Here is a 17,935-nt window from a genome sequence, read left to right as displayed (position 1 = left end):
ATGTCTGCCGTGGATACTTCTAACGACAATAAAGCACAGCGTCAAAAACAATTACAAAACTGGTTAAAAAGCTTCACTCGCAAGGCTACGCTTACTAATACCTTGGCCTCGATCTTCGGTGTAGCTAACGGTTTGCTTATTATTGTGCAATGTTGGTGTTTAGCCAGTTTAATTCATGGCTTGGTTATGGACGCAGCACCGTTTAGTGATGTAAGTCAGCTGGCTATAATTTTTGTAGTCAGTGGCGTTTTTCGAGCCTTGTGTTTGTATGCAAAAGAATGGTTTGGTTTTAAAACGGGAGAAATCATACGGGTTACCGTTCGCAGTCAATTGTTAGCGTCGATGGATCGGATGGGTCCGGCTTACATAAGCCGCTTTAGTCAAGGCCATTGGAGCACGGTATTAATTGAACAGGTGGAAGACATTCAAGATTACTACGCCAAATATCTGCCGCAAATGCGAATGGCCATGTTTATTCCCATTTTTATTTTGGTCGCAGTATTTCCACTCAACTGGGCGGCGGGTCTTGTGTTGTTGTGCACGTTGCCGCTGATTCCTTTATTCATGTGGTTGGTAGGCCAAGGCGCCGCCGACGCTAATAAACGAAACTTTATCGCATTAGGCCGCTTAAGTGGTCATTTCCTGAATCGGTTACAAGGCATTGAAACCATTAAGCGCTTTAATCGACAGGCGCAGCAAAGCAAGGCTATCCATGAAGCCAGCGAAGATTTTCGTTCGCGCACCATGGATGTGCTTAAGTTAGCGTTCCTAAGCTCTGCCGTGCTTGAGTTCTTCGCTGCTATCTCAATTGCCGTAATGGCCGTTTACTTTGGCTTTTCTTATATTGACCATTTGAATTTTGGTCATTACGGGGCGGGCATAAGCTTATTTGTTGGATTGTTTTGCTTGATGCTTGCGCCAGAGTTTTATCAGCCACTTAGGGATCTCGGTACTCATTATCACGCCAGAGCCCAGGCTGTTGCTGCGGCCGACTCCCTATATGACGTCATTCACGCAAAACCAACGGTGTCTGCTCAAGCTAGCAGTAAAATCGCAGAAACGTTCGGAATTGGATTGGTCGCCAAAGACATGGTGGTGTGCTCACAGGACGGCCAGCCGTTAACGCAACCAATAAACTTTGATATAAAACCGGGTCAAGCGGTGGCGGTTGTCGGGCCCAGTGGCTGCGGTAAAACGTCGTTGATTAACGCATTGCTGGGTTTTTTACCTTATAGCGGCCGCTTACAGAATTCACCTAAACTTGAGCAGATAACCTGGCTTGGGCAATCACCTAAATTGTTTAACGGCAGCATTAGAGACAATTTGCGGGTAGCTAATCAAAGTGCAACTGACCAACAACTTAAAGCGGCATTAATAGAGGCAAACGCTGCGGAATTTGTAAATGAACTGGATAGAATGGTGGGAGACCAACAACAAGGTTTGTCGGTGGGTCAAGCTCAGCGTATCGCGTTAGCACGGGCCATGTTAAAAAACGCATCAGTAATTTTGCTCGATGAGCCTACCGCCAGTTTGGACCCAGAAAATAAACAGCAAGTGAATAACGCAATAGCGCAATGGCAGCAGCAAAATACGCTCATTATGGTGACTCATGAACTGCCTTCAAACTTAGTGTTTGATCAAATTATTCGATTGCAACCGTTAGCGAATAAGGAGGTTTGCTCATGAAAGCGTTGATGCCTTTTGTACGCCTATTCGCCCGTCATTGGGGGTGGATGAGTTTAGGTTTGTTACTGAGTCTGCTGACCCTAGTCATGGCAATCGGCTTATTGAGCCTATCCGGTTGGTTTATATCAGCGTCTGCGGTTGCAGGTCTGACTGTTGCGACGAGTCAGGCATTCAACTATTTAATTCCTGCAGGTGGGGTACGCGGCTTATCCATTGGACGTACCGCTGCAAGGTATGGTGAGCGTTTAGTTACCCATAACGCCACGTTTAAGTTGTTAACCGAGATGCGGGTGTGGTTATGGAATAAATTGCTACCCTTATCGATAGGGCAATTGACACGCTATCGCCAAGCGGATTTATTGAATCGCTTAGTGAGCGATATCGATACTCTAGATCATCTTTACTTGCGGCTATTAACCCCAATGTTAGCCTCGCTCAGTGTTATTTTGTTGTTGGGCGGTTTTTTGGCAATATTCGACGCAACGGCGGCTTGGTTTCTTTGTTGTTTGTTATTAAGCCTGTGGTTGTTATTGCCGCCGCTATTTTATTGGCTTGGCAAACGTCCGGGCGAGGCGACTCTGCAAGCAAAACAGGCGTTTCGGATTAGAAGCATTGAGTTGGTGAGTCACGCCAGTGAAGCTCGAGTTTTTGGTTACCAACAACGGTTGCAGCAACAACTGAATGACGCCCAAGACGTGCTTTTGAACAATCAAGCAAAATTGGCAAAGATAACTGGGTTATCGCAGGCGGTTATTATAGTAGCAAGTGCCGTTGCTGTGTTTGGCGTTATTGCCATTGCCTCTCAAAGTGTTATGAGTTCGACATACAGTGGTCCTATTTTAGCCTTGCTGGTATTCGCCACGATGGCAAGCTTTGAAGCTATGCTTCCGGTAGCCGGAGCTTTTCAATACCTTTCTGCCACCATAAAAGCGGCGGTGCGTGTTAGCGATGTGGTTGAGCAGCAACCCATGATTGAATACCAAGGTCATGAGCAACTAAATGTGAATAGGGAAACCGCAATTGAGTTTCAAAATCTAGCGTTTCAATATCCACAACAAGACAATCCGGTGTTCGTTAATTTGGACATGAAGGTGGCTTTAAAAGAACGAGTAGGAATAATAGGGCCATCCGGTATTGGTAAATCAACTTTATTGGCGTTAATTAATCGACAATGGCAGCCTAGCGATGGCCAGATTAAGGTTTTCGATACACCTTTAGAGCAGATACAAGAAACCAGCTTGCGACAAAACCTGGTAACCATTGGCCAAGTGGTGCATTTGTTTAATGCAACCCTTGCTGAGAATTTACGGATTGCAGCCGATGTCAATGATGAGAAATTAGTCGAGGTGTTAAAGGCCGTTGGTCTTGACTCACTGCTGCAACAACCGCAACCATTGGAGCAATGGCTAGGCGAGGGCGGACGAACCTTAAGCGGTGGTGAGCAGCGGCGCATTGAGATTGCACGGGCTTTACTAACCGGCGCACCCATTTGGCTGTTAGATGAACCGACAGAAGGTTTGGATTCAGACACCGAGCAACAAATTTTGCACCTACTGACAGAACTACCGTATCAACCGACTATGCTGTGGGTTAGCCATAGACCTCAGCATGAGCAATATTTTGATCGGGTGATTAACATCGGCGAGTTTCAATCCAAATAGCACGAAAACTTGTTTATTGATTAACATTGCAGTAACTTTATGGTTAATTGTTAACAATTAAAAGTATAAGCGCAATGAACAAGTACACTCGTGCAGCCTTTCTGTATGCCTCAGTCGTCACTATTGGCGGCTTTGTTTTCGGCTTCGATGCGGCCGTCATTTCTGGAACCCTTCGCTACGTGTCGTTGGAGTTTGCTTTAACCGATATTGAACTGGGTAATGTGGTGAGTGCACCAGCACTTGGTGTGCTGGTTGCGTTATTGGTGACCGGGTATGTTTGCGATGTAATTGGACGGCGAAATACCCTCATTGTTATAGCAGCGTTGTACACGGTGTCCGCCATTGCCTCAGCGTTTGCTCCCAACTATTGGTCTCTAGTTGCAGCGCGATTTTTAGGTGGCTTGGCATTTACGTCGCTTTCGATGGCATCGATGTATATTGGTGAAATTGCACCGGCGAAGGCCCGCGGCAAACTGGTATCGATGAATCAAGTGATGATTGTCATCGGCTTAACCGCAGCGTATTTCTCCAATTATTTTTTAATGGAGGCCGTAACAGCTAACGCTGACTGGGTTGTTAGTTGGGGTATAGCTGAAAATTTGTGGCGTTGGATGCTTGGCGTCGAGATTTTACCTGCATTATTGTGGCTAGTATTGCTGATGAAAGTGCCACAGAGCCCGAGATGGCTTGTTTCTAAACAGCGCTATGATGATGCAAAAATGACTTTGTCTAAGCTATTGCCGCCAGAAGAAGCAGCGACCGAATTTGAGGCGATTAAAGCCAATGTAGAGCAAGACAACACGGGGCCGAGCAATATTAAGCAAGATATTAAAGCCCTTATTAAGCCAAAATACCGTATGGCCATTGCCGTAGGGTTGATTTTTGCAATGGTGCAGCCACTTACTGGCGTTAATCCAATATTGTTCTATGCCCCCATGGTGTTTGAACAAACTGGCATTGGCAGTAGCGCCGCTTATGCTCAAACCTTAATTATCGGCATGGTCAGCTTGCTGTTTACATTAGCTGCGGTTTATTTGGTCGATAAATTGGGGCGCAGACCATTGGTTAATTTTGGTCTAGCCGGTTCAATTGTTTGCTTAGGTTTATGCGTTTTTGCTTTTAATAACGCTACCTATAAGCTTAACCAAGACAGTTTAGAAAAGCTCGCCTTGTTGCACGACCCAGTGGTCGTTGAGCAATTGCAACCTATTATAAATCAAGAATTTGTCAGTGATACCCACTTTAAGAAAACCGCTGCCGAGCTTATTGGTCACGACACCTTTAGAGCCATTGACCACTCGCTCATTCAACACGCCATTGATATTGATGCCACATTAGTACTTATCGGTATTGTTGGCTTTATCGCGGCTTTTCATATTTCCATAGGGCCTATTATGTGGGTCGTGTTTTCAGAAATTGTGCCCACTAAAATCCGTGGTGTAGCGATACCGATGTTTGCGCTGTTAACCAGCTTAATTAGTTACTTTATGCAAAAGTACTTCCCGTGGTTGCTCAATGCACTTGGTGCCGATCAGGTCTTTTTAAGTTATGCCTTGTCGGCGTTAATTGGTTTGATTTTACTAAGCCGCTACCTACCGGAAACTAAAGGTAAAAGCATTGAGCAGGTGGAGCAGTGGTTCGAACAAAAGCGTAAGCAAAAACAGCAGCAACACCTTGCGCAAAGCAAATCCACTCAGCCATTAAATTAGGGAAAGGAGCCTGTAACGATGTCGTCATTGTTGTTAAGCGAAAAACAGGTGAGCGATTTTCATCGAGATGGTTTTGTGATTGCTAAGGGCTTTTATACCGTCGAGGAAATTTCTAAACTTCAACAAAAAGCCTTCAATGACGACAGTTTGTATGAAAAAGCTTGGGATAAAAAAGACGCCTCCGGCACTATAAGCAAGGTGTGTTTATGGCAAGAGCTTGGCAGTGATTTGTATTCAATGTTTTCCAGAGGTCGTCGCTTAACCGACTCGGTTGAAAAGTTGCTGGGCGAACCAGTTTTTCACACCACAACTAAAATCATGATGAAGGAGCCTTACGTTGGCGGCGCGTGGGAATGGCATCAAGACTTTGGTTATTGGCACCATGACAATTTTCATTTAATGCCCAAGTTGGTCAGCGTCATGATTGCTATCAATAAAGCCACCATAGCCAATGGTTGCCTTGAAGTCTTGAAGGGCAGCCATCACCTCGGTCGTTTAAACCACAGCCGCACCGGCGACCAAAAGGGCGCTGAAATGCTGTTTGTTAATGAGGCGCTGAAACACTTGGAATTGGTTAAGGTGGAACTTGAACCGGGTGATGCCTTGTTTTTCCACTGCAATCTGTTGCATAAATCCAATCAAAATCGTTCAAGTGATCCACGTTGGACAATGATTTCGGCGTATTGTGCAGAAAGCGCTAAGCCGTTTCACGAGAACTCGTTGCAATACCGGCCTCTCGTAAAAGTTGATGACGACGCTATTTTAAGGCATGGCAACTGATACTGACGATACCCCAGTAGCCTGGGGCGTGATTGGTTGCGGGCGTATTGCGCAGCAATTCTGCGCAGACATGAGCTGGGCTCACAATGGCGTAGTGAGGGCGGTTGCATCGAGAACTCTTGCAAAAGCACAACACTTTGCTGAGCGTCACCATATTGATAACGCGTATGGCAGTTACCAACAACTACTAGACGATCCCAGCATTGAAGTGGTGTACATCGCAACCCCGCACGTTTTTCACTGTCAACAATCCATTCAAGCCCTTAAGCGCAGTAAAGCGGTTGTGTGTGAAAAACCCATCGCCGTCAACCTTTATGAATGCCAACAACTATTTCAAGTAGCGCGCTGTGAAAAGGTTTACGTAATGGAAGCCATGTGGAGCTATTTTTTGCCGGCCATTAAACAAACTAAAGCCTGGATTGATAAAGGAGTCATTGGGGAGCTGCGCTGCATAGAAGCGAGTTTTGGTTTTGTTGCGCCTAGAGACCTGCAAGGGCGTCATTTTAACAAAGCGCTTGGCGGTGGCAGCCTATACGATATTGGTATTTATCCGTTGGCGATGGCAGCGTTCTTATTAGGAGAGTTCGAAACAAGCTGGTGTGTTGAAAATATGGTAACCAATCATGGCGTAGACAGTGAAGTAAGCTTCACAGCGCAAACACAGCATGTGCAACTGTCGTTTTGCTGCAGTTTTAATCGGGTTTTGGCTAACGAGCTTGTAATCACTGGAAGCAAAGGCCGAATCACCGTACCGGACTTCTGGCAAGCTAAAGGCTGCCAATATTGGCTAAACGATGGTAGTGGTGATGCTTTTATCGATCAAACTCAGGGCCTAGGTTATCAACATGAGGCCATTCAAGTCGCAAAAGACATTAGAAAACAAAGAACACAATCCAACGTAATGACTCTATCCAGAAGTCTGTGGCTACAACAACAAATGGAGAAAATACGTAGCGAGCTCATTAAAAGTTAAAAACAAACTTGAGCTTATGTGCAATGCACAATATTGTAGCTGTAACGTGAATAAACGGAAGATACACATGATTGAGCATTTTTTAGGTCGTTGGTCAGTGGACGCAACAAAAAGTCACTATGAGTTTGGAGAACCTATTGTCAGTGGTGGGTTAGACATAAGCATGGACGACAATTTCACAGTGTTTGATTTTTACCATAGTGACACCGGCGATAAGCACAAGCATTTCATTTTTGAGCAAATTGCAGACGGTATCACTCGTCCGTATGGCGACTCTGATGTTGAAGAGAGCGTACTCAAGGTAAACGATAACAAGGTAGAAGCCGTCATCTTAAAAAACGATGAAGTGATTTGTGCGTTTGAAATTGAAAAGTCGGATAAGCAGTTGGTCTTGTATTTTGGCATGCGAATTGGTGGCAAAGATTTGCGCACCAACACCCATTACCTTGTAAAATCTTAAGGTTTAATTACGGGTCACAACAGACTCGCAAAATACCACATTCTTTTTTGTTCTAAGACGAACGCCTAAACATGCTTTATGATGCCGCCTTTATAGGTTAACGAGGCGGTATCAATGAAAGTGCTCAGCCAAACACAAATAGGTTCGCTGATCGCGATAACACTGATAGTCAGTGCTGCGATTACCGCGAGCTCAGATTTATTTTTGAGACTGCTTATTGGTCTTGCTCTCGGCATCACCTTAACTAAATCTGCCATAGGGTTTGCCGGCAGCGTTAATCGCGCTTATCGCCGTGGCTCAACCGAGCTTATTAAAACCTTAATGTTGATGTTTGTCAGCGCATCGATAATGAGCGCCGCACTATTGTATAGCCAAGGCAACGAACACTTCCAACTTTGGGTCAACCCTATTAACGCTGGCTTAATCCTAGGGGGATTAATGTTTGGTTTTGGTATGACCTTATCGAGTTGCTGCGCGTCGGGAGTTATGGTGGAAATGGTGGCCGATGTGCCGAGGGCATTAACCACCCTAGTTGCATTTGGCCTGGGCGTTTACATAGGATTTCCGTTGCAAGCCAGCGCCAGTTGGATTACTGACAGTTGGCTCTCTAGCGCAAGTTACACAGACAAAGGGGTGTTCTTACCGGATTGGTTTAGCTGGGGACCGCTAAACGGCTATTTAATGGCGGTTTTGGTAACCGTAGTATTCGCCTATATTGTTGTTAAGCTTGCCGAACGCTACCAACAAACACGCAAAGAGCAGGGCCGATACCTTGGCGTTGCTGCTGAAGAGGCCCGTCAGAATTTGGTATTAATGCAACAAGGTGCCAGTAAATTAAGTGCTTTGTGGAGCATGAATTTCGGCGCTGTTGTTATAGCCGCCATTTTCACCATACTCATGATAACCACAGGCGCAGGTTGGGGCGCTTCAACACCCTTTGGCATTTGGTTCGGGAAACTGCTCATTATGCTCGGCGTATCGGCCAGCGATGTCGCGCAATTTAGCCACAAGAGCGTAGAGTTGTTTCAAACACCCGTATTGCAACACGGCGTTTCACTGCAGAACATCGGCATCTTACTTGGCACGGTAATCGCTGTATTATGGTTAGGTAAATGGCGTAATCCCTGGGTCAACAGTTACACGATAAAACACTACGCCTTGTTTGCACTCGGTGGAATCTCTATGGGATTAGGTACTCGGTTTGCCAACGGTTGTAATGTGGGCGCGCTGTTTACGCCCATTGCTAACTTTTCATTATCGGGTTGGGTATTTTTCGTCGCTTTGATTATTGGTTGTGTCGTTGGTAATCGATTTGCTCAGAAAGTTCGGATGATTGGGTAGGTAGACAAGCGGGGAGCTATTAGGGCTTCCTGCATTTCCTAGTTACTTTGAGTTACACATTTGATTTAACATAATATACATTGTGCGCACTTTGTTGTGTGATGGTCTGGTAACCATATTACAATTTGTAACCACTCAGCCTCTGCTAATTTAGCACTTTACTATTGAACCAGATTAACTAATTCAATAAGTTAAAACTAACTGTTTCATTTTGGTCTAGGCTTAGTGAATGCCAAAACCAAACTAATAACGATGGCGTTTATGGATCTGAGTGTGCAGCAATGGCAAATATTAGCCATTCTCTTAGTTACAATTGGATTGTTCCTTTGGGGTCGATGGCGTCATGACTTAGTGGCGCTGTCCGCTTTGTTGGCCTGCGTGTTGCTGGGACTGGTCAACAGCGACAATGCGTTTATCGGCTTTGGCCATCCGGCTGTTATCACGGTTGCCTGTGTTTTGATTTTAAGCTCAGGTTTGCAAACCACCGGTGCGGTCGACTTACTCGCCAAATACACCTTACCAAAATCGTCTGGTCCTACTATTAGTATTGGCGTGCTAATGACCATTGGCGCGCTCTTGTCGTCCTTTATGAACAACGTTGGCGCTATGGCATTGTTAATGCCGTTGGCGATACAGTTGTCAAAGCGCTTAGAACTAACGCCTGGTAAAGTGCTGATGCCGCTAGCGTTTGGCACCATTTTAGGCGGCATGTCGACGCTGATTGGTACGCCTCCAAACTTGATTGTATCGGGTTTTCGAAGCCAAGCGGGTTTAGGTCATTTTGGCATGTTTGATTTCACCATTATTGGTGTTTGCGTGGCTGCCGTAGGCATAACCTTTATTGCGTTTATTGGCTGGCATTGGGTTCCAAAACGTGAGCCTAAAGGCATTAAAGGCTTTGAATCCGGCAGCTATTTAACCGAAGCCATTGTGCCTGAAGACAGTGCTGCCATAGGTAAAACCCTTGGTATTATTGGTCAAGAATTAGACCGGCACGATGCCCAAGTAGTCAGTATGGTGCGTAACGAATTTAGGGTATTTGCTCCCTACCCCAATCGCCGTATTCTGCAGGGCGATATTTTAATGATTGAGGCGGAACCGGCCAGTTTAAGCGGTGCGCTGACTGAAATTGGACTGGAAATACAGCAAGAAAATCCACCCAAAGAGCCTGGCGGCGAGCAAGATTTAATGGGCCCTGATAAACCGTTGCAAAAGGAAGAATTGGCTCAAACTAGCCTGCAAGAGTTCGTGATTCTGCCCGACAGCTTGTTGATTGGGCGCTCAGCGCGAGAGGTACAGTTATCTCGGCGTTACGCATTAAAATTATTGGCCATTAGCCGCCAAGGGCGTCGCTCAATTAAGCGTTTACGTTGGGAGAAGCTTCAAGCCGGCGATTTAGTATTGGTGCAAGGCAACCCAGAGGCACTAACAGGCTTTGCGAATACCTTTAGTGCGGTGCCTTTGGCGAATCGAGATATTCGCATTCCTAACGTCAAACAAGCCGCTTTTGCAGCGCTTATTATGGCGACAGCTATTTTGGCTACGGCGGTTGGATTAACCTCTGCGCCGGTGGCTTTCTCAGTAGCGGTTATCGGCTATGTGGTTACCGACATCATTCCATTACGAAAATTGTACGACGCCATAGACTGGCCAGTTATCGTGCTATTAGCCTGTTTAATGCCGGTTGCAGCGGCGATGGCTTCCACGGGTACGGCCTATTGGTTAGCAAGCGTGTTGTTGGAAAATGTAGCCCAAGGCTCGCCGATTATTGCGCTTACCTTAATGCTTGTGGTCACCATGACGTTATCAGACTTTATGAACAATGCCGCAACTGCAGCGGTAATGTGCCCTATTGCGGTCAGCACCGCACAACAACTCAGTGCGTCCCCCGACCCGTTTTTAATGGCGGTAGCCATTGGCGCATCCTGTTCGTTTCTAACGCCGATTGGGCACCAAAATAACACCCTGATTTTAGGACCTGCGGGGCTTAAGTTTGGCGATTATTGGCGCATTGGATTACCAATGGAAATATTGGTGGTGTTGATCAGCATTCCATTGCTGCAAATTGTTTGGCCATTGTAATAACCATAGTACTCAGTTGGTGGTTCCGCTTCTGCCGTAGCGATCGTCAAAGCGAACAATGTCGTCTTCGCCTAAGTAACTGCCCGACTGCACTTCTATCATTTCTAGCGCGACTTTACCTGGGTTTTCCAATGCATGACGCTCACCAATTGGTATGTAGGTGGACTCGTTTTCTGTGACCAAAAAGGTGTCATCTCCAATGGTCACTTTAGCGGTACCACTCACGACTATCCAATGCTCGGCACGATGGTGGTGCATTTGAATCGAGAGCTTTTCACCCGGTTTGACCGAAATGTGCTTCACTTGATAGCGATGTCCATTATCAATGGAGTCGTACATACCCCAAGGACGATACACTTCTCGGTGGTTTGTGGCTTCACAGCGCTGTTGCTGTTGCAGTTTGTTGACTATGTTTTTAACGTCCTGCACCTTTTCTTTATTGGCAACTAACACGGCGTCTTTTGTTTCCACGACCACCAGATTGTCAACACCGACAGTGGCAACGAGTTTGCTTTGCGCATTAACATAACAATTTGAACTCTTGTCCAATAGCACATCGCCCTGCAGTACATTGCCCTGCTCATCTTTATCCGCTGAATCCCACAGCGCATGCCAACTACCTAGGTCACTCCAACCCACCGACATGGGCACCACAACGGCATCCTTAGTGTGCTCCATTACTGCATAATCAATCGAGTCTGATGGCGATAGCGCAAACTCAGCTTCTGGGATACGGACGAAATCTAGGTCGTCGTAACGTTTAGCAAAAGCTTTTTTGCATGAAAGCAGCATGTCTGCACTGTATTGTGATAACTCATAAATGAATCGCTTGGCTTTAAACAAGAAAATGCCACTATTCCAGTAAAAGTTCCCCGACTCAATGTAATGGCGCGCCGTTTCAACATCCGGTTTTTCTTTAAATTGGCTAACGGCCAAGGCTTTTGTGCCTTGGACAGTTTCTTTCGCCTCAATATAGCCGTACCCCGTCTCTGGTGACTCAGGGGTAATACCAAAGGTGATCAGTTTGTCGTTCAACGCCGAATTGCTGGCATGATTAATGGCGCTCGTGAAGGCCTGCTCGTCTTTTATTAAATGATCAGCCGCCAATACCAAAATTTTAGCGTGAGGGTCGTCTTCAAGAACTGCTAAAGCAGCGATGGCAACTGCAGGAGCGGTATTGCGCCCTACTGGTTCCAAAATGATTTTTCCCAACTGATTAATAGCCCGCAGTTGCTCCGCTACAACAAAGCGATGTTCTTGATTGCAAACAACGATAGGTTTAGCGACATTCAGTCCGGCCAAACGCAATACCGTTTGTTGCAATAAGGTGTGCGTGCCAGCCAAAGCTAACAACTGTTTTGGAAAGGCCGCCCGGGATAATGGCCATAATCGACTGCCACACCCACCGGCTAATATGATTGGATAAATCATGCGCAGAGTCCCTTTGAAAATGATAATTTATTTTTTGTCTTTCAATTAAGTGTGCACACAAATGGCAATTTCGCCAGTTTAGTTAATGGGACAATCAAAAGGCTTTGAAAAACGATCGCGACTGGCTAAAAAGAGTTGAACATAGCCAAGGAAACTATTGAAGTTAAGCGGTTTGTCGGAGTGCTCAGTTAATACAGTATGCGCAATGGTGAGTATTTCGGGACGACATTGGGCCAATTGCAACCAATGGTTGGCAACGTAATATTGATGGTAATATTTTGCCTCTCCGCTTCCATCTACTTTAAAACTCAGTTGTTCTTTGTGATACATAACATCCACTAAGGTGTTCGCCATACAAGCCAGAGCAGGTGTAACAGAATCTATTCCTCTCTCATGAGCTAACAAGAGAAAACCAATTTCTATATCAGCGTGAGTAATGTCTTGTACTTTTGGCCAGCCTTTTATTTTGTAGGCATAGTTCCACTGACAAGAGCCTGACGAATCGTAGTCAATTTGGCTTAGAAAAAACTCGTTTAACTTAGCCGCTTTTTGCCACAAATCTGTGCGCGTTGGCCGCCATTTATGAATTAACAACATGGCTTTAGCCATTACCAAATTATGGTTGTTTGCTAACGGTGGAGAATACAGGCCCTTGTCGGTACTGTATCGATTGTGAACATTGGGGTAATAAAATGACGCACCGATACCTTGTTGTTTTGTTTCTGAATAGGAGCTTGAATGGCTATCAACCACAGTTTCGGCTAAATCCAGCAGCGCATCTGCACGTTGATAATATGGCTTTAACTCAAATCGATATACGTGATCCACTACCATAAGAAGCACTGCAGCGATAATTCCATCGGTAAGTGCTTCAACTCGCCAACTGTCTCCTTTTCTTTTGCCACGCCATCCAGGTGCCGCCACGCCAGCATTGTTTAGGTAATACTTAGGTGCTTGCCAGTATGGCTGTGAGACGATATCGATTTCCCCTCTTTTAAAGCGGTTGGCATCGTTGTTGGCAGCAATGTGTTCAGCCACTTGCAGTGCTTGCTCTAGAAAATTAGGTGAGCCTTGAATCTCAGATAACAATAAATATGCGTGGATCCACGCAGGAGCTTCCCAAGCAAATCGTCCCGTTTCATTACCTACGGTGACGTTAAGAACGGGTTTAGTCGCTGGAAAATTGTTGTCATATTCCTGCAAAACAGACGCTAATTCTTGCCAGTCGTGGTCTTCGGTAGTAGCAAAGGCCTGTGATGACACTGATGTCATGAGTAATGCGCAACACACCAGCAGCGATTTTAAAAGCATAGTAGCGGGTTGAAAATTTATGGGTACTTAATAACTTAGTAGAAAGGTTTGAATTTTTCCTGCAACAATAAAAAAAGGAGCATAGCGCTCCTTTTTTATCTGACTCGTAAGTTGAGGCGTTACTTAGTTAGGCGCAACATGTTTGCCCAGGCTAAGTACTCTCCAAACCAAGTAGTTTTGTTTGCGTGGCGATCTAATGTCGTTAAAACGTCATTAGCGACTCGCGGATCAAACTGATGCAATTCAACCCAGTTCCAGCCCGTATTGGTATTGTGCTCAGAGCTCGCCGAACCACCCTTACCATCAATTAAATCGGTGTAGGTTCCGTTGCCATCATACATAACGGTTGTAAACGACTTAGTAATGCACTGCATAAGATCTTCGTCGCCGGTAATCCCTTCTCTAAAAGCCTTTACAGCAAACTCAATGTCTAAATCACCGTGGTTTAGATCTTCCGTTTTTGTGTTCGGATCCGACACGTGATACTGGTAACGCCAAGTGCAAGTGCCATTACTTTGGTATTCCATCTTGTCGGCATAAAAGGTCCACAAATTGGTCACTCGAGTATGGTAGTTGCTTTCACCACTCCATTTATCCATTACAAGCTGCGGGAAGGCCATTGCAAAGTTGTGATTAAATGGTAGTGGACGACTGTATAGGCCATCGTCACCGTACTTGTCGGTATCATTTGGGTAATAGTAAGACCCAGCGATGCCCGGTTGACGCGTTTCGCTGTAAGACGAATCGTGACTGTCGATGATTCGCTTAGCTTTTTGCATGTACTCGTTGGCCTTGTCATCGTATTGGCTTAGGCCATTCTCTTTAATGTAGTCAACGACATACATTACACCGACAAGTGCACGACCATCTGTGAGTGCTTCAACACGCCAATCAATACCATCTCTAGGGAAGTGTCTGCGCCAACCCGGTACAGGCGTTCCAGGGTTGTTGGTGTAATAACGTGGGGCTTGCCAATATTTATCTCCGGCTACGTTAATCTCGCCACGCTTTTCGCGCTCTTCGTCCGTATAGTTAAACATATGGTCGATTAATTCTATGGCCCAATCTATGTACTTAGTATCTTGATAGGTCGTCGCCATGGTTACATAGGCTTTTAACCAAATCGGCGCTTCCCAAGCAAATCGACCGGTGTCGTTACCCACGGTAATGTTCATAACCGGACGGGTATTAGGGTATTGCTTGTTAAATTCATAGTCCCAATCTGCCTGAGATTGCACTGGCGCATTTGACATATCGAGATCGTAACCGGGTAGACACCAGTTATCGTTGTCATCACATGGGTTTTCTGGTGGTAAACAGCTATCTGGATCCTCTTCACATGGATCAACCGGTGGCAGACAATCGTCTGGGTTTTCTTCACATGGATCAACCGGTGGCTCGTCTGGAACAATATGCTCGACGTCCGTTAAACTGAAATTGGTACCCGTATCTGGTAATAGGTTTTCAAAGCCCTGAGCTCGATAATTTACGGTATTAGTACTATTGGCGTCATCGATTAGCGACAGCGCTTGCAAAATACCAGCAGAATAAACCTCACCACGGCTATACATTACATCGAAATGCATAGAAGACGGTTGAATACTCGAGTCTGCTACAGATGCGGTGCCTTTGCCGTCAGTAACGGTTAAACGTCCATCGCTAACGTGCAGTTCCACATAGTAAGTATTAGCAAAATCAAACGATTGATATATACCAATGTATTGATTCGCAAACTGTACCTGAATTGAATTGGCGTCTAATCGAACCGATTGCGAAGAATTGCTATCAGCAAGAACGTGAGTCCATACGTATTGACCTTGCTCATTCTTATCCAGTTCGCCCAACCAAATTTTGATGGTAACGTCGCCTTGCGCTTTCCAATCCGCGAAGGAAATATGGCTTGTAGAGCCGTTAAATTTACTGCCAAAGCCTTGTAATTCTTGTGCTTGAGCAAAGCTCATGCTGGTGCATGCCAGTAGACCCAATAAACAGGTCTTAATAAATGATTTAATCAAGTGTGCTCCTAATCTCAAATGGTTTTGTGAGGCGCTTTATCTCGAATGAGCGCTCTAAAAATACCTACAGGCGGTTTTGCTATGAAACATAGAAATCGGCGCCGTTGTTGGTCAAAAACTATACAGATGAGGTTTTAGAGAAGAAACCGAGGTCTCAAAGATAAATGGCTTGACTTTCGAGCATTAGAAGGCGCTAATGCTCAAATAATGAACTAGTATGATGTTTTATATAGAAAAAGAATTTTACGCTGTAAAAACACATAAAATTTAGACTGTTAACACACTGTTAAATTTAGGTGGCAAGTTCGTTCTATTGGAATGAAAAATGATAAATAACATGCTAACTAATTGAATATGCTATCTATTAATGCGAGCGCCGGCATATTTTGCCATTAAAAGCTCACATTTATACATCCTAAAACAGCACAGTAACCTAAATAAATCATCTTTTTCCTGCTTTTATTCCGACATTTGGTTAGTAATGCCGACTCTTAAGCTGTTGAAAGAAAGGAAAAAAGTGTATAAACCTAATTTCCTTTCTAATATATAGAAACCAACTTTACGATTTTCTTGATAAACCCCGTCTTTACTCGTTAGTTGTACAAAAAGATAACGTGATAGTGTCGCAAAACCATTGCTCTGCATCACCGTTTTGCATCACGCAACGATCGCAATACAAAGGTAAAGTTACCTATTAAATAGCGCTTCCACATTCTTTGCGGCTCTTTTATTAAGCGATATACCCATTCGACACCAAGGGCCCGCATCCAATGAGGAGCTCGCGTTGCTTTTCCTACGGTAAAATCAAATAAAGCACCCACACCTATGCCTAAGATAGCGCCACATTTTTCAAGGTTATTATCGAGCCAAAGTTCCTGTAGCGGATTACCTAACGCGACAATAACGATATCGGCCTTACAAGCTTTAATGGTTTGGCAAATATGCTGCGATTGGCGTTCGTTAAAATAACCATGGTGCTCCCCTACCCAGTTTAACTGCGGATATTGCGCTTGCCATACGTTTAAACACTCTTTCGGGATTCCCGGCTCGCCGCCGAGCAAAAAAAGCTTAGTACCCGGTGTTAAATTGGCCAACAAGTAGGGAACAAAATCGGTACCGTTGAGATTATCTTTAAAACCGATTCCATATTTGAGTTTCGACGCTAGACGCATTCCGGAGCCGTCGTTTACGGTTAGGCTTCGGTTTAATACCGCCAAATACTCATTACTTTGTTGAGCAGTATTAATGGAGTGGGCATTTGCAAAGGCTAGAATCGTAGACCTTCTATTTTCAAGCCTTTCATTTAATTGAGTCAGTAATGCTTGTTTTGAGTAATCGTTGACGGTTATCCCTTGAATCACCTTCTTTTGGGCATTTACTTGCTGGTAAACCTGCTCAAAGGATTTACTTACCCTTGACCAACTGTATTCTTGACTTGCGCTGATGGCCTTACTTCGCAGCGATTGATATTGCTCAGAGACATGGTTGCAAAATTGAACGATGCGTTTAGCATCTTGAGCCGGATCGTTAAATGGCGTGATTAACCCAACTTTAGCGTTATGAATGATCCGATTGAAACTGGCAATATCAGATACTACAGGTATAAGCCCTGCGGCCATACCTTCTAATATGGTCAATCCAAACCCCTCGTACTCTGAAGCACTGCATATATAGCTAGCACTGGACACTAAAGCTCGAATTTCGTCATCCGCTAACTCGCAATATATGGAAACCCAACCCTGAGCATTGAGTGTCGAAATTTTCTCCGTAAGCAGCAGTTTATTATTATCCCAATCTTTGCCGATTATCGATAAACGAACCTTAACACTACCGATTTTATTAACCTCGCTGAGCGTATCTATGAGTTGTGGAAGGCGCTTGTTATCTGAAAATCGACCGATAAAAATGAAGTGAGGTTGATACTGGGGTGACGCGGCATTAGCGAATTTGCTCACATCGACACCGTTTTCAATGAGCAATAATCGCTTTTGATTAATCTTGCTAAAACGCAGTAAATCGTTATTGCTGCAAGCCAATACATATTGAAACGCACGCAAAGACAATCGAGTCACGGTATTGAAATAGAGTCGTTTTGCCATGGATGCAAATTTTGAATGAAAAAAACCGCCGTGCGTCGATACCACCATGGGCGCAGATACCCGCCACCAGTTTACGGCAAGGTAATCGACAAAAAAATCGATGGCATGAACATGTACAACATCACAAGACGGAATTTCGCCTACGATTGACAAGGCTATGGGATAGCGCGGACTGCCAACGTAGCCGATACGCTTTACTAAAATACCCTCGATTTCTGCTTCATACGGCAGTTGCGAACCTTGTTGGTGAAAGACTCTATTGAGGGTAATTACAGTAACGCTATGCCCAGACTTAAGTTGCTCTTGAGCGAGCGACTTTACGAAGTTTTCTAAGCCCCCCATTGCTGGATCAAATTGGCGAACGATATGAACTATGTGCATAGTTAG

The 17,935-nt window shown here is 44.9% G+C and carries 12 protein-coding genes; 8 read left to right on the top strand and 4 right to left on the bottom strand.

The genetic code is table 11. The annotated features are described in order from the left end of the window. From cydD to CLC91_RS10015, 8 genes are all read left to right on the top strand, one after another. Complete coding sequence (cydD, locus tag CLC91_RS10050; RefSeq protein WP_095499052.1) at window positions 1-1,686, top strand: heme ABC transporter permease/ATP-binding protein CydD; 1,686 nt, start codon at window positions 1-3, stop codon at window positions 1,684-1,686. After that, window positions 1,683-3,347, top strand: a complete 1,665-nt coding sequence (gene cydC, locus CLC91_RS10045; RefSeq protein WP_095500371.1) for a heme ABC transporter ATP-binding protein/permease CydC — start codon at window positions 1,683-1,685, stop codon at window positions 3,345-3,347. Before cydD ends, cydC begins: the two co-directional genes overlap by 4 nt. Window positions 3,348-3,421: 74 nt before the next feature. Further along, window positions 3,422-5,056: an MFS transporter gene (locus tag CLC91_RS10040; RefSeq protein WP_095499054.1), complete on the top strand. Its 1,635-nt coding sequence runs from the start codon at window positions 3,422-3,424 to the stop codon at window positions 5,054-5,056. A gap of 18 nt (window positions 5,057-5,074) precedes the next feature. Continuing rightward, window positions 5,075-5,836, top strand: coding sequence for a phytanoyl-CoA dioxygenase family protein (locus CLC91_RS10035; RefSeq protein ID WP_095499055.1), 762 nt, complete (start codon window positions 5,075-5,077; stop codon window positions 5,834-5,836). Beyond that, on the top strand, window positions 5,826-6,809 hold the full coding sequence (locus CLC91_RS10030) for a Gfo/Idh/MocA family protein (protein ID WP_095500370.1): 984 nt from the start codon (window positions 5,826-5,828) through the stop codon (window positions 6,807-6,809). The genes CLC91_RS10035 and CLC91_RS10030 overlap by 11 nt, the downstream gene beginning before the upstream one ends. A gap of 67 nt (window positions 6,810-6,876) precedes the next feature. After that, window positions 6,877-7,269, top strand: coding sequence for a hypothetical protein (locus CLC91_RS10025; protein WP_095499057.1), 393 nt, complete (start codon window positions 6,877-6,879; stop codon window positions 7,267-7,269). 114 nt (window positions 7,270-7,383) lie between these two features. Beyond that, window positions 7,384-8,610 (top strand): YeeE/YedE family protein, encoded by a 1,227-nt coding sequence (locus CLC91_RS10020; protein WP_095500369.1) that lies wholly within the window; start codon window positions 7,384-7,386, stop codon window positions 8,608-8,610. A 273-nt stretch (window positions 8,611-8,883) separates the two neighbouring features. Then, on the top strand, window positions 8,884-10,692 hold the full coding sequence (locus tag CLC91_RS10015; RefSeq protein ID WP_233132610.1) for an SLC13 family permease: 1,809 nt from the start codon (window positions 8,884-8,886) through the stop codon (window positions 10,690-10,692). Between the two features lie 12 nt (window positions 10,693-10,704). Here the strand turns inward: CLC91_RS10015 and CLC91_RS10010 are convergent, their stop codons facing one another. The 4 genes from CLC91_RS10010 to CLC91_RS09990 all read right to left on the bottom strand — a co-directional run bounded on the left by CLC91_RS10010 (window position 10,705) and on the right by CLC91_RS09990 (window position 17,929). Then, complete coding sequence (locus CLC91_RS10010; RefSeq protein ID WP_095499059.1) at window positions 10,705-12,123, bottom strand: mannose-1-phosphate guanylyltransferase/mannose-6-phosphate isomerase; 1,419 nt, start codon at window positions 12,121-12,123, stop codon at window positions 10,705-10,707. A 78-nt stretch (window positions 12,124-12,201) separates the two neighbouring features. Next, a complete protein-coding gene (locus CLC91_RS10005) occupies window positions 12,202-13,395 on the bottom strand; it encodes a hypothetical protein (RefSeq protein ID WP_125828497.1) in 1,194 nt (397 codons plus the stop codon). Window positions 13,396-13,553: 158 nt separating this feature from the next. After that, window positions 13,554-15,449 (bottom strand): hypothetical protein, encoded by a 1,896-nt coding sequence (locus CLC91_RS14975; protein WP_095499061.1) that lies wholly within the window; start codon window positions 15,447-15,449, stop codon window positions 13,554-13,556. Window positions 15,450-16,093: 644 nt separating this feature from the next. Continuing rightward, window positions 16,094-17,929 (bottom strand): WecB/TagA/CpsF family glycosyltransferase, encoded by a 1,836-nt coding sequence (locus CLC91_RS09990; protein ID WP_095499063.1) that lies wholly within the window; start codon window positions 17,927-17,929, stop codon window positions 16,094-16,096. Between the last annotated feature and the right edge of the window lie 6 nt (window positions 17,930-17,935).

This window comes from Paraferrimonas haliotis (assembly GCF_002282895.1).
Taxonomy (GTDB): Bacteria; Pseudomonadota; Gammaproteobacteria; order Enterobacterales; family Shewanellaceae; genus Paraferrimonas; species Paraferrimonas haliotis.
This window is presented reverse-complemented; position numbering and strand designations above follow the sequence as displayed.